Here is a 14,495-nt window from a genome sequence, read left to right on the forward strand (position 1 = left end):
AAATTAAGGAGTAATTAAAGAATCGAATTTGCCCAAGTTATCATAATTGTTTTCTCCGATATTGCTCCATTCGGATGGCTCATAAGAAAGCTTGTCACCTTGAACAGTATCCCTTTTTCTTGTCAAAGATTGAGCAGGTACAATAACTGCCGTATCCATGATTTCCCCTTTGTAATATAGCGTCAGCGTTACCGGCTCCGTATTTTCAGCCAGACCTAGAATCAGATAATAGTACTCTTCCTCTATAAAATTACTAAGCTCTTCTGCGAGAACCAACGTGCCTGTGGTGGGAATAATTGTGTCGGGATCTAACGTAATAGGCGTATCAGTATCGCTGCGTACAATTGTGATATCCCCTCCGTTAAGCGGTTTGGATGTAGGGTTATACAACTCAATTGCCTGATTGAACTCCTCACCCCAGACTACCTCAGAAATAAATAATCCCTTTCCTGCATCCGGGTCTTCCACTTTAACCGTAAATGTGGTCTCAGCTTCTTCACCATCAGGATCGGTAGCTTTGACCGTAACCGTAGCTGAACCAATAACGTTTTTGAAGCCCAATGTCAATGTTTCTCCTTGCACACTGGTATCTACTACATTGGAATCCGAAGATTCTGCTGTATACGTCAGAATGTCTCCATCTGAATCTTCGAACACACCATCCAGGCTTACCGTATCGCTAACCTTTCCCAAAGTTACATTCAACTTAGAAATCTGCCCTGCTACCGTGGGCTTATGATTAATAGCTACAGGAGCTTTGACCTCGACAGTGAACTCGCTCTTCACTTCTGCACCGATATTGTCCTTGGCAGTTACAGTCATCGTGGCAGATCCAACAGAATAGAAATTCAGTGACATCATATTGTCTGTAATATCAGCACTCGCAACTTGATTATCGGATGAAGTAACAACAAAGGTCAGTTCATCTCCGTCCGGGTCTGAGAAAATAGTTTTTAAATCTATTGGATCACTTGTAGTTCCCAATTGAATTTCAACAGTTTGCAGTGTTTTCACCACTTCGGGAGCATGGTTTATTGGCGGTAGCGGCGTTACAACTGGCGGATTTGTTTCAGGTGTTGGCGTTGATGGGCCCGATGAGCCACCTGAATCTGAATTAGAGTTGCTAGTCCCCGTATTACTGGATGGTCTCGTTACAGTCGGTGTACTGCGGATGATCTGTGTTGATACCCCTCCTTTCGGAAGAATAACCTTGTCCGTTTTTACAGTCTCAGGCAATTGAATAACAGACTTCGCATCTTTCAGTTGTATCTGTTTCCATGTTCCACTTCCCTGAACGGTAACCTTATCAGTAGTATCTACGGTCACTGCCTCGATGTCCCCTTCGATGCTAACTACACTAACTCCAGATTTTAAGAAAACTTGGGACAATGTGTCGGCTCTCAAAATCACATGATCTGCCGAGACTGAAATCACGCCCTTATAAGATGAACCTTTCAGATCCAATGTCACTGGATCTTTAACTGTCCCTGCTTGAACAATCTGAATTTCCGACAAGGAAGATAGATTACGTGTTCGAGCATCATAAGTGATCACAGCGTTCTGTAATGCATCTTTATTCCCATCATTCAAAATACTTTGAAGCTCTTTACTAATTACAAAAGGACGTCCGTCGATGTAGGCAACATCTCCATCCAATTTAGTCAGAGAAGCTGTTCTCTCTCCCGTTTGAAAAACGTCTACTAGAATTCCAGCAATATCTTGCCGCTCCACCAAAGCCTTGGAATTGAAACTTCCTTCACTGGATTCCAACAATCCAAGCTTTAATGCTGTATGTACCTGCTCTTTGGCCCAACTACTCACCATGGATTCATCTGAAAGTGTCTGTTGTTGACCTCCCTTTATTCCTTGTGCTCCTGTAACTCTTACCAAGATGGAAGCGAGTTCTTCCCGTCGAATTGGATCGTTGGCACGGAAATTACCGGATGCGTCTCCAGTCATCCAGCCTACTTTTCGAATAGCATCAATATAAGGAGTGGCCCAGTCTGAATTATTCCGAACCAATTGCGATGGTTCTTCAAGTGTTAAATGGGCTGCTTTAGCCAGCAATACGGCCATTTCTCTTCGAGTCAAATGCTGCCTCGGATGAAAGGAGCCATCAGGATATCCCGCAATTAATCCTTGTTTTACCGCTTCCTGAACCGCTTGCAAGGAAGTGGAACGGATATCGGTTTGATCTGTGAAAACCGATGATATATGATTTGCTACTTCTCCCGTTTGATCGGCTGCGTTGACGATCTGATTTCCCCACAGCATGCCCACTACAATTGAAGTAAGTAGTAATTTTTTCCAATCTTGATTCATGCTTGTTCCTCCCCAAAAACTTCGTTTTCGGCACATAGTTTATCAAGATTTTCTGAACAAATTCTGAACAAAAAAACTAACATATTATCCAATTAAAAGGTGCTTACTAATAACCCCTTCACCCCCACTTCACTTAACATTGGATCAAAAAGTTAAATACAAAAAGAGATTGCCCATTGGATTGAAATAGGTGCAAATAAATTATTAAAAAAAATAATATCAGTTCATATAATACGTATTCACGTGAAACTCACATTGCGCTTTCTTACATTCTTTTTCTGAAATCACGTGTATCTGCCTCAAAATTCGTTATAATGAAAAGAACTTGGTGAGATTTGTAAGTTTATGCAATTAATCAACTTAGCTATTGGAGGCGAATTATGGAAACGGAAGGTTTACGCAACGTAGAGAAGCTGGCGCTGAAGAAACACAAGATTTACAAACAAAGCTTGATCAGGTACCTTGCACGCTCCATGCTCGCCAGCATGTTTATCGGGTTTGGCGTCATCGTGGCGTTCAAGACGGGTAACTTCTTTTATATGGAGGATTCCCCTTTTACATACCCTATGGCTGCCCTCACGTTCGGCGCGGCAATTATTCTGATCGCCTATGGTGGCGGTGATTTGTTCACAGGAAATACGTTCTACTACACCTATGCCGCCTTACGCAAGAAACTGAAATGGTTCGAAGTGGTGAAGCTGTGGATTGCAAGTTACAGTGGAAATCTAATGGGTGCGGCGGTATTTGCCTTGTTAATCTACCTGACGGGTCTGTTCGATTCATCTCAGGTGAATGGTTTTCTGCTGAGTGTCGTAGAGCACAAGATGGAGGCTCCGGCCATGCAGCTTTTCTTCCGGGGCATTCTGTGTAACTGGCTCGTATGTCTGGCGTTCTTTGTGCCGATGTTCATGAAGGAGAATGGTGCGAAAATGTTCGCCATGATGCTCTTTGTCTTCTGTTTCTTCATCTCGGGATATGAGCATAGCGTCGCCAATATGTGTACGTTTGCGATTGCGCTGGTACTGAACCATCCGGGGACGATCTCATTCGGCGGGGTTATTCACAACCTGATTCCGGTCACGCTCGGCAATCTGGTGGGCGGCGTACTGTTGATGGGCTTCATGTATTATGCGGTGAACAAACCGTTTCTGGACGAAGAGACACACTAATCTTTGGGCAAAAAAAAAGCCCCCTTACTGGCCTGGTCACCTGACCGTGGATGGACGGTAAGCCAAACCGCAAACACCCGCGCAACCTTTCCATCCTGTGATGAAGGTTGCGCGGGTGTTTGTTTATGGGCAGGCTCCTTATTTGCCTGCCCTCGGTTCTACCTGCCTTGTACCCGAATGAGGCTACAAGGCAGGGCTTCGTGGCTTAGTTATACTCGCGCCACGGAATATATTCAATATCGTTGTCGCCACGGGTGACAACGATCATATTCTCGATTTTTCCTGTATCCTTGTTGGTTCGGTAGATCATCGTACGCGTCTCGCCTTCTTCCGGCACGGAGAACAGGAACTTGTCCGCAACAAAGGAGGAACCGAGCCCTGTCGCATGTTCTGTAAAGGCAGATCCACTCTTGCTGGTCAACAGCAGGCCGATTCCATAAGCTGTAGCCGTTTGTGCTCCTTTGCCAAAGAGATGCTCCCCTTGACTGGTCGTATGGGTTTGTTCCCAGTACTCGTATTTTTTCGTATCCTTGTTGTAATCCACGACGTTACCCTGTTTATCCAAGCTGATGCTGGTCGTTTCACCCTTGTCACTTTTCACTTGATACGTACCTACAATCGAATCCTCGGTAATCTTCACCGTCTTGCCTGTGTTCGGATCGGTTTGGTAGATTTCGTCCTCATATTGAAGCCGAATAACGTTCATGCTGGCCTGAAGCTGCTGCGCCAGTTTCTCGTCACCCATTTCCTCGGCTTTCTTTAACATTTCCTCATAGTTTTTGTAATCCTCGGCGTCCTTCTTATCCCAATCCTCCATATTCTCGGGAGGACCGGACGTTTTGCCCGAGCCATCGCCTTTATGTTTACCGAGGGACGTAAGAGTCTGTGCCGCAGCCAAAGCCACCATAAGAGCCTTGTTCACAACATCTTCATCCGTGGTGCGGAAACGCTCCGCAATTTTCTTGAGTTCGGATTGGATGGACAAGACCAGCTCAAGGACAGACTTCATTGTAGCTTGGGCCGTTGCATAATCGTTATAAAAGCGCTCCCGCTCCATTCCGTCCCAATTGCTGCGCATGACACGGATCTGGCTGTCCAATGTGGACATGAACCCCGACAATTGCTGATGTGCCTGAGCGAATTGCCCACTAACTGTATCCAGTTGTTCCGGTGTTACCTTAATCTGTGTCATCCTGCACGCTCCTCTTCGTCATATTCCTCCTGTTTCGTGGTCCACCGATGATTATCTTGCAGCCTGATCTGCCTTGATCTCCAGATGCAGCAGCGGAAATGGATTACCGGAACCATCCAACTCAGAACGACCAATTTGTACAAATCCCATTTTCTCGTAGAATCGGGCTGCTCCAGCATTCTGCTCATTGACATCCACCTTGAGGTGACTGCCTTTGATGTTAAGGGTATGGTTGATTAGAAGACGTCCAAGACCCTGTCCGTGCTGACTGACATCTACAAACAACATTTCAATAAAGTTATCATCCAAGCCGATAAAACCAACGGGTTCATTGTCAGCATTCAGCACTTCCCATACCTCAACTTGCTTTTGCTGCAACACGTCGCTCACTACTTTTTTATAGAACTCGATGTGATGCTCTTCCAAAAACGTATGGGTTGCCCGAACGGCCCTCTCCCAAATCTCGACTAACTTGTCATGATCCTGTTCCCGATATGAAGCGATTAGCATGTCCAATGTATTCTCCTTTTCCTTTTCAAGATAACGATTATGTAACCATCCGATTCTGCGATTGGATTTGGTTAGTACCTCAAATTTTATATAACTTTACATATATTTTACCATGCCCAACACTCAATCTGTACCCACCATTGCCAATCTTGAGTCAACTCTTCACTGCCTTTTAAGGATTAGTTACCAAATGACACAAAATAAAAGACAGCCAAAGTCACCTTGGACTGGTGCTCTAGCTGCCTGATATTCGATAGGTTCACTCGGCTTCGGCAATCTGATGCGGCTTGGCTACAGCATCATTGCAACATGCTAATCAATGCTGCAATTGTGCAAGGATTTGCGGATCCTTGATCTTCTTGTCTTCAGCCAATAACATCACTTTCGATAAAATCTCAGCCGTTCTCGGATCTTCATCAAGGAATGGCAAGAAGATCCTGCCTCGATGCTGACTGTGCACAGGAACGATATGAAGCGCGCCCGTCGCCTGTTTGAACACATTGCCGCTGCCAAGATGAACGGCATACTCGCCCAGTTCACCTTCAATTCGAGCGTAATTTCCATCGAGGCGTACATTATCGACCTTCAACAGACGCAATGACTCATTCACAATCACATGACGCATCTCAATTGTGGTCAAGCTGGCTTCCGGATCTACTCCGCCAACATGCGCAACGCTAACCACCAAATCAATGTCACGCATAACTTCCGAGAAGAAGACCGGCGGTACATCCTTCAACGCCACAGGTTTATACGTTTTCCGATCATAGAACTGTACCGTCTCCAGGGTAGGCGCTTCTGTATCTGCGGGTGAGAACCAGTCTGCCATGGCATAGAGATTGGCAATCAGATTATGCTCATAGCTTACCTTCTGTAGCCCTTCCTCATAGCTGACGGTCCATTGACGTCCTTTAAGCAGAGCAACTGCTTTTTTCGGCTGAATCTGATAACCTGCGTACCGACGGGATACGGTTCCATTAGCCAGCTCATCCTCATTCGGAAGATAGAGTTCACGGAACACCTGCTTGAATGGCTGACGTTCCTGACGGTTGAACAGATCCCGTTGGAATTCACTCCAGCTTCCACTCTGGAACAGATGCAATGGATGCGCAATCAGTAGGCGATCCTGTTCCGTCAAGGCTTGAATCGAGCGTTCTGAATCATCCGAAGCCGGAGTAACCAACCCACCGGACGTTACATCGAAACGCCCCAGCTTGTCATCTGCTTGGAACACAAGCGTGCGAACCAGTGGACGAAGAACCGGATTCTGGAACAGACTTGAAACTTCCTCACTCGTAAAGGCCGTTCCTGCCGTCATGGATCGCTCCAATTCCTGTCTTGCCCGGCGATACTGATCAACCAGATCTGTTTTTAATTCCTTCAATTCGGCAATGTAACCATCTTTCTTGAACCGGGCAGGTACAGACTTGAGTGTTTTTCCTTTGCTTACGATGAGCAGTTCCGGCTGGCCTTCTTCATCAATGACCAACTGTGCTGTCGTAGCCTCATCCAGTTCATGGGGCTCAAAATAGGATTTCATCTCATCCAGCTTGCGAGCTTCCATATCCCACATCAGCCGGGTAACATCGGCATATCCCGCATTACGGGCAAGGTTGCCCAGCGCAATCTGGGATACCAGACCCTCACTGGCACGACGCTGTGCGCCAAACTGCTTGCTCTGCATTAGAAACTTCTGAATGAAATCGTACCGCTCACGCAGATCTTGTTCCCGATCTTCTGCAAACGGAATCAGGCTGTAGGTCAACAAATGATCCTTATTGCGTTTATCTTCCACGGACTGACGCATGTCTTCTAATTTCAGCTTTCCAAGTGCCGCATCCGCGAACAACTGTGATCTGCGGTGATTGGCTCCCCCGGAAATATATTTGGCGCAATCGTACAACAGATTGAACCTTTCCTCACCGACGGCTTCATATGCCTCCTCGAACCAGGCGATATCAAATGCACCTTCGTTAAAGTCCTGAGGTGAAATTGGAGAATAATGCGCCACGATGGTTTCCTTTTCAGCAGTGAATCTTTCATTAATATGAGCATGAAAGTACCAGGCTGCACTGCGCAGTCCTTCCCATCCGAGATGCTTCGCAACAATCTCCATCCATTGCGGTGCGTACATTGCAGCTTCCAGGAGCTTCTTCTCCTGGATTGGATGCTTCGCCAGCAATTGTCCCAGCAGCACTTCGTCCTCTCCATCACGCGGATGACAAACCTGGATCAGATGGCTGAACGTTTCTTTGCGAGTCGTATTGTCACCATAGCTGTAGATATATCCACGGACAAAGGTATCCTGATCCATGGCAGCAACAAGATGCACCCAATGCTCCATACCTTCAATGCGTTCAAGCTTCATCGCCAGTGTACTTACTTCTGTCGAGAGCTCTCCTCGGGTCAACTCAATCTCCAAAATTCGTTCAACAACTGTTCTTCGCAGTTCTGCCAATACGGGTTTCTCCGTAATCCAGTCGGACCGACTGGATGTCAACTCCCGAATAAACAGGGCACGGGATTCTCCCACAAGCAGCTGCTTGTAGACTTCCTGTGCATCAATGAAGCCCAGTTCGTATGCACGCAGGTAATCGTTCAGAGTGAGGAAGGAGCCTCGGTTACTATCCTTATTTAATCGGTCGAATTGGCTTAGCGTTTGGAAGTATCGCATGAAACTGTAATCGTCGTGTACTCGATCCCGGACAATATAGAACCATGGGCCAGACAAGAGAGCGAGCATGCCCGATTCCTTTTCCATTTGTGCCTCAGGCATCATTTTCATCAACGCATACAATGTCCGCTCAGCGATTTCAAATGTATCTGACTTATCACTGTCCTCATAAACGGCCTCAATCAGCGTTTTCACCTGATCTGCGTAACGAAGCTCACTGACCATCTTTTTCATGTCCTGGATATACTGAACGGGATAGACCTCTTCGGCAAACTCCTTGCGCCATCCTTCCAGCAGCCAGTGTTTCTCCAACTCACTATATTCGTATGTGGTGGAATAGTAACGGTAATAACTATCCAGCTTCTTGTTCAAATCCTCCAAACGAATCACAAACAAAATTTGCAGCAGTTCTTTACTATCCAGACCACTCTTCTGAACATATTCTCTCCATATGTTATGGAGAGGGAACTGCTCCAATAATGCTATATCTTGCCGCTGATCATAAGGAATGAAGACCATGGCACGCAATGTCGCACCTACAAGCAAGGTTTCTTTGTAGCCGGCATAATATTCTGCCTCATATTCATGGTCTCTGTGCTCATGTAACAACGCATCCAAACCATCAAGAAACTGCTTCGCTTTTTCCAGGGAAAGGGTAAACATGTCCTTCGGCTTGAAGCCGCCGAGATCACGTTCTTCCTGAAGCAATGGATTTTCCCATGAAGGATCATACAAACCGAATCCATTAGCCGCCGTATACCTGCTGCTCTCCTCTGTAAGCTTGTCCAGCAGCTTCTGCTCCTTGGCTGTTGGTGTCTTGATTAACGCTATGATCGGCTGCATCTGCTCCTGCTGCTCCGTGCGTTGTGGATCTGCGGAGATCTCGGTCAACAGTTCCAGGGCACCCAAGCGCTGCAGTTCAGTTTTGGATTGTACAAGTCGTTTCAGGGATACCATCAGCTGATCGGTTGGCTGTAGCAGTAACACCTGAATGATCTTCTGACGCAACGATCCTGTTTTCAGTTTGAGCAACGCCTCCATTTGCAGCATCTCTTCGAGCGTCAGCGTCAGCAGCTTGGCTTTGAGCAGAGCATTCTCACGGTTGTTCATGCTCTTATCCGACAGACTGTCAAAAATAAATTGTCGTTGTACTTCGTTCTCGGGATGCTGGACAAAATGGGACAACAATTCTCCTCGCAAATCCGGGCTTAGCTTGTCTTTGAGCGCAATGACCTCGCCAATCCATTCCGGGTCCATGTCATACGCAGCAAGATACAGCATTTTTTTCACTACATCATCCGGATCGATCCGATATTGAACAAATTCAAGAACACCGGATGGTCCACCTGCCCCTCCCTGCGGAATATAGGCCAGCATTTGTTTAAACAGATCAAAGTCACGCCGACGCACGGCTTTATCTTCAAAAACAGGCAGCGGCCAGACGTGAACACTGCGTTGATTCTCCCCATTTTCAAAGCTCCAGTTAAACATGTACATGGCATCATAATTCTCAATCACCCAATGCAGCAGCTCCATATCCTGCACTTCAAGATACTGACGTGCCATGTTTAAGCGCAGCCCTCTGTTCTGACTGTTGGCAAGTACGTATTGTGCAACAATCTGCTGATATACTTGCCCGTAATCCATGATCTGGATCACTTTTCGCTCCAATTCATTCTCTTCGATGACTGCCGTTGCCCAGAGACTGATAAACAATTGGTTTGCATTGGCACTTAGCTGCCATTCCTCTCGCACCGCAGGATCAGTCAATGCTTGATGTGCTTGTGTAATTAGTTGCGCAGCAACACGCTGATTCGCCGCTTCAATGCCAATACCTGTCCATACAGCGAGCGCTCTCACCACCGAACTGAACCGAATCAGGTTGTTGTCGATGATTATTTTTAATATGTATATATACGCCTCAAGCGTTCCTTCATCCATCCGTTCCACAATGCTCTGGCGCAAACCCTCCTGCAGTCTGGCTGCAACCAGCAATTCCCCAACCATCTGGTAAGCATCCAGCTGATCGCTCATGAAGATACCCTTGATCATTTCATTGGTCAGCCATGCATTCTGATTGTCGCCGTAGATAATATCATGAAGCGCCTGCTTCATATCGCCGGTTTCATGATCCAGTTCAAAGGCAATGCAATCCGGTATAACGGCTCTAACCTCATGAAGATAATCAAACTTGTACTCCCGCATGGATACATATTCGTTCAGAGAGAAGCCATGCATCTCCATGCGGAACAAGGCAATCATTTTACGAAGAACCTGTCCAATATGCTGCTCTGGATCGGTCGTACGAAATGGTCTGCGCTCATAATGTTTGCTATAAGGAAAATTTGCGGCACGTTCTGCAATGTAACGGAACCGAGCCAGGAAAGATTCACTGACCAGCTGCTCCAGCACATTCAGCAATGGAAGGAACAATGGAGTTTTCGTCTCAACAGACATACGTTGCAATTGCTGCTCTGCATCCAAGTAGGCCCTTTCGTCTTCGCGCAAATAGGTAAATCCAGCCATCTCTGCAACATAGCCTGCAAGTTCCTGCTCCCCATCCTTCAGCAATTTCACTTTTTCCTGCAACTCTTGCTGGTACTGTTGAACTTTATCTTCCTGATTCATTCTATTCTCCTCCTCGTCACTCTCTACCACATACGCCCGGCAAGCATTGTAAAGCGGATAAATACCACATTATCGTCTTCCTGTATAATCAACGGCTCATCCAGTGCCTGCAACTCTTCATCATTGAGAAACACTTTAAATAATCCATCTTCATATGCGGTTACAGCTGTATCCATGGCGCCTTCTACATCGGGAACCCCTTCGTTATATATCGTGCCAAAGCCTACTTTTCCTGCCGCTCCCTGCTCTTGAATGTCCTCGGGCATCAGGTAGGCAAGCCATTCCGCTTTATTTTTCTTGTCCTGAAGAGCCTTGAGCTGCTGAGCCACCATGTTCTGAATAAGCTTTCTCAGCGTATCGATTGTTTCCGGAAGTTCGGCAGCTTGTTTGGCAAGTGCCGGCTTGCGTTTACCCAGACTTTTCACCGTAATCCATACATTCACTGCTTACCCTCCTATGTATAGCTTTATGTTAGAAGAAGCCTCTATCAGCCCTTATATCTATACCACCATGGAAAATGGACCAAACTTAAGCTCCGGCCTATTTCGTTATCCATTAATATACGTACATATGTGCCCCTATTGAATATTCTAACGAATATCACGACCATATTCATGGGCCATTTCTCATGTTTACATGCAACCAGCGAACTAATGACCTATATTGCAGCACTTTCGCAGCCGAAACAGTCTCCCCACAGCAAATAAAAAGAGAACAGTGCGCCTTCGGGCAGTCACTGCTCTCTGTAAGTTTACGATGAATACTTCTGCAAAATAATGACCGCATTATGGCCACCGAAGCCAAATGAGTTGGACATGCCAATCTTCAGGTCAGCTTCTCTTGCAACGTTGGGAACATAATCGAGATCACATTCCGGATCACTCTGCTCTTGATTGATTGTCGGTGGAATGATGCCGCTACGCAAGCTTTGAATGAGCGATATAGCTTCCGCACCACCAGCCGCACCCAGCATATGTCCTGTCATCGATTTGTTTGCTGTTACCGGAATATGATAGGCTTCCGCACCAAACAGCTGCTTAATTGCTCGTGTCTCCGAAAGATCACCCGCTTCGGTACTGGTAGCATGAGCATTAATGACATCAATGTCTTGTGGCTGAAGCTGTGCATCCGCCAGAGCGGCCTTCATGGCCAAGTATGCGCCACGTCCTTCCGGATGGGTCGCTACCATATGATACGCGTCTGAACTGGCACCATAACCTACGATCTCTGCAAGGATGTTTGCACCTCTCGCAAGGGCGTGGGACAAAGACTCCACAACCAAGACCCCGGCACCCTCAGCCATGACAAAACCATCTCTGCCTGCATCAAATGGTCGACTCGCTCCTTCGTACGCTTCGTTTCGTGTAGATAGCGCCGTCGCATTGCCGAAGCTTGCCAGTGATACTTCGGTGACAGCTGCCTCCGTCCCTCCAGCAAAAATTACATCCGCTCCACCATGACGGATCAGCCGGAAAGCCTCACCTATCGCGGTGTTGCCGATCGAACAGGCTGTCACTGGCGAGAGAGTGGGTCCCCAACAGCCAAACCTCATGCTCACCATAGCCGCCGCCATATTGGATATCATCATGGGCACCAGTGTTGGACTGACTCTTGCAGGCCCGCGTTCAGACAGGAGTTTACCTTGTTCCATCAGAGTCTGGATTCCGCCAATGCCGGAACCGATATACACCCCAACGCGCTCCCTGTCCACCTGATCCATCTCGAGTCCGGAGTCAGATAAAGCCTGATCTGCGGCCGCAACAGCAAATTGCACGAACCGGTCCATACGCCGTGCTTCTTTCCGTCCAAACCGTTCTTCTCCGTCAAAATCACGGACCGCCCCTGCTATCTTCGTTTTATAGGACGTTGTATCAAACGCTTCAATTGGCGAAACGCCTGATTTGCCTTCCACCAATCCATTCCAAAATGTATGCACATCATTCCCCAGAGGAGAGATAATCCCCATTCCTGTAATAACAACACGCTCCATAATGCATCCTCCTTCAGTGCTCTTTCCATACTTGTTTAGTTAAGTTATGCACTTATATTGCCATTCGTATTATCCTATTACAAGTTGTCAATTATAATAGTATAATGACTACCATGATAAACGAAGGAACGAAGGTGATGGAATGAACCATGATGTCAGGCTGCAGGCACTGTCCGCTTTTCTGAAAAACCAGCGCTCCAAAATCTCGCCAGAATCCGTCGGATTACCCGCGGGCTCCCGGCGAAGAACGCCTGGATTAAGAAGAGAAGAAGTATCCCAATTGGCAGGTGTGAGCACCACATGGTACACCTGGCTTGAACAGGGCCGAGATATTCAGGTATCTCATTCCGTATTGGATAACATCGCCTCAGCTCTCAAGCTGACAGCGGATGAACGGAAGTATTTGTTTTCCCTTGGTCTGGATTACCATTCGGAACTTCATATCCTGGATGAGAAGCCACTCCAAATACATCCCTCTTTACAAAAAATATTGCAGGAACTTCGCAATTGTCCCACAATCATCTCAGACCGACGCTGCCACATTGTGGGCTGGAATGACGCAGCGCGGCATGTGTTTATGGACTTTGAACAGATTCCGGCTGAACAGCGGAACATGATCAGCTTGTTGTTTGAACGAAAAGAATTTCGAAGACTGGCCGTCAACTGGGAGGATTTTGTTAGCGGATTCCTGGCTATTTTCCGTGCTTATTATGGTCAATATGTCGATGATGAATGGTACAACTTGTTTTTGGATGACATGATGGACAGATATCCTGATTTTCAACCCCTTTGGAAACAAAGCAGTGTTAGCAGTGCCCCGGATGTGTTGATTGAATTTAGACATTCCAGAGCTGGCAAAATGCTTTTTGATCTTACCTCACTCCAGGTTCAGGGAAATGCCGATTTGCGGTGCAGCATCTACACACCTGCAACGGACACGGCTACAGAGCGGAAACTGATTCGCCTGATGGAGCCAAAGGTAGAAACTGACTCCGACAAAAGCTGATGCAGACCTTCTTCCTTTATTCGGTAATACAAGGTAACAAAAAAAAGACCCAGGCGATCAGGCCTGGGTCTTCATGTTTGTTTTGAACCTATCTGTACCATCATTTCAGTTGCAGATTAACCGATGTTATTTAAAAGCCGGGATTGCAATATCTGCATACTTCTCTTCAAAGAAGGCTTTCACTTCTGGACCCGCCATACGCTTCGCCAGCTTCTGAATGGCTTCCGAATCCTTGTTATCTTCACGGGCAACCAAGGTAATAGCAAAATGAGAATCGTCCTTCTCAGTGAACAGCGCATCCTTCTTCGGTGTAAGTCCCAGCGGACTCGCATAAGCTGGAGTCATAGCAACCAGATCGGCATCATCCAACATGCGGGCCAGCATCAACAGGTCCACTTCCTCGAACTTGAAGTTTTTCGTGTTTTCCGTGATGTCTGCTTGCGTTGCATTGAAACCGACGCCTTCTTTCAGCTTAATCAGGCCGTTCTGTTCCATCATCACCAACGAGCGTCCAATGTTGGACGGATCGTTGGCAATCGCTACCGTTGCACCTTCAGGCAATTCTTCAATGGATTTATACTTCTTGGAATATGCTCCGTAGATGGCATTGTAGATCGGTTGAACAGCCACCAAGTTAGCGTTATTTGCTTCATTGTACTGATTCATGTAAGGTACGTGCTGGAAGAAGTTTGCGTCTACTTCTTTGTTCGCGAGTGCAGTATTCGGTTGAACGTTATCGGAAAGTACAACAACTTCCAGATTAACGCCATCTTCTTTGAGCAATGGCTTCACAATATCCAGCACATCCGTCATTGGCGGAATCAAAGTAGCTACTTTCAACGTCACTTCTTGTCCGGCTTGAGCACCTTCCTTAGTACCTTCCGCCGCAGGTGTTTCTTCTTTTTTGCCGCATCCGGCTGCTACGAGCATTACTGCCAGCAGCATGAGCATTAGTTTTGCTTTCATCTGATATAAACCCCTTCATCATATAATCTGTATTGTTC

Annotated in this window: 9 protein-coding genes; 2 read left to right on the top strand and 7 right to left on the bottom strand. The window is 46.7% G+C overall.

The annotated features are described in order from the left end of the window. Positions 1-3: 3 nt before the first annotated feature. On the bottom strand, positions 4-2,322 hold the full coding sequence (locus HW560_RS00615) for an S-layer homology domain-containing protein (protein WP_179261495.1): 2,319 nt from the start codon (positions 2,320-2,322) through the stop codon (positions 4-6). Positions 2,323-2,702: 380 nt separating this feature from the next. Here HW560_RS00615 and HW560_RS00620 point away from each other — a divergent pair, with 380 nt between their 5' ends. Next, positions 2,703-3,491 carry a formate/nitrite transporter family protein gene (locus HW560_RS00620; protein WP_053784134.1) on the top strand — a complete coding sequence of 263 codons (789 nt, stop codon included), beginning with the start codon at positions 2,703-2,705 and terminating at the stop codon, positions 3,489-3,491. A gap of 205 nt (positions 3,492-3,696) precedes the next feature. Here the strand turns inward: HW560_RS00620 and HW560_RS00625 are convergent, their stop codons facing one another. From HW560_RS00625 to fabF, 5 genes are all read right to left on the bottom strand, one after another. Then, the gene (locus tag HW560_RS00625; RefSeq protein ID WP_090952727.1) at positions 3,697-4,683 is read right to left on the bottom strand and encodes a WXG100 family type VII secretion target; all 987 of its coding nucleotides are present in this window, start codon (positions 4,681-4,683) and stop codon (positions 3,697-3,699) included. 51 nt (positions 4,684-4,734) lie between these two features. Then, the gene (locus tag HW560_RS00630; protein WP_373564972.1) at positions 4,735-5,193 is read right to left on the bottom strand and encodes an acetyltransferase; all 459 of its coding nucleotides are present in this window, start codon (positions 5,191-5,193) and stop codon (positions 4,735-4,737) included. A gap of 316 nt (positions 5,194-5,509) precedes the next feature. Then, positions 5,510-10,495, bottom strand: a complete 4,986-nt coding sequence (locus HW560_RS00635) for a DUF4132 domain-containing protein (RefSeq protein WP_179261499.1) — start codon at positions 10,493-10,495, stop codon at positions 5,510-5,512. Between the two features lie 23 nt (positions 10,496-10,518). Further along, on the bottom strand, positions 10,519-10,938 hold the full coding sequence (locus HW560_RS00640; RefSeq protein ID WP_179261501.1) for a hypothetical protein: 420 nt from the start codon (positions 10,936-10,938) through the stop codon (positions 10,519-10,521). Between the two features lie 308 nt (positions 10,939-11,246). Next, positions 11,247-12,485, bottom strand: a complete 1,239-nt coding sequence (gene fabF, locus HW560_RS00645) for a beta-ketoacyl-ACP synthase II (RefSeq protein ID WP_090893496.1) — start codon at positions 12,483-12,485, stop codon at positions 11,247-11,249. 142 nt (positions 12,486-12,627) lie between these two features. On the opposite strand from fabF, the gene HW560_RS00650 reads away from it, so the two are divergent. Beyond that, positions 12,628-13,491 (top strand): helix-turn-helix transcriptional regulator, encoded by an 864-nt coding sequence (locus HW560_RS00650; protein ID WP_090893495.1) that lies wholly within the window; start codon positions 12,628-12,630, stop codon positions 13,489-13,491. Positions 13,492-13,617: 126 nt separating this feature from the next. Here HW560_RS00650 and HW560_RS00655 read toward each other — a convergent pair whose 3' ends face one another. Continuing rightward, positions 13,618-14,457: a MetQ/NlpA family ABC transporter substrate-binding protein gene (locus tag HW560_RS00655; protein ID WP_090893494.1), complete on the bottom strand. Its 840-nt coding sequence runs from the start codon at positions 14,455-14,457 to the stop codon at positions 13,618-13,620. Between the last annotated feature and the right edge of the window lie 38 nt (positions 14,458-14,495).

The sequence above is a fragment of the Paenibacillus sp. E222 genome, assembly GCF_013401555.1.
Classification (GTDB): Bacteria; Bacillota; Bacilli; order Paenibacillales; family Paenibacillaceae; genus Paenibacillus.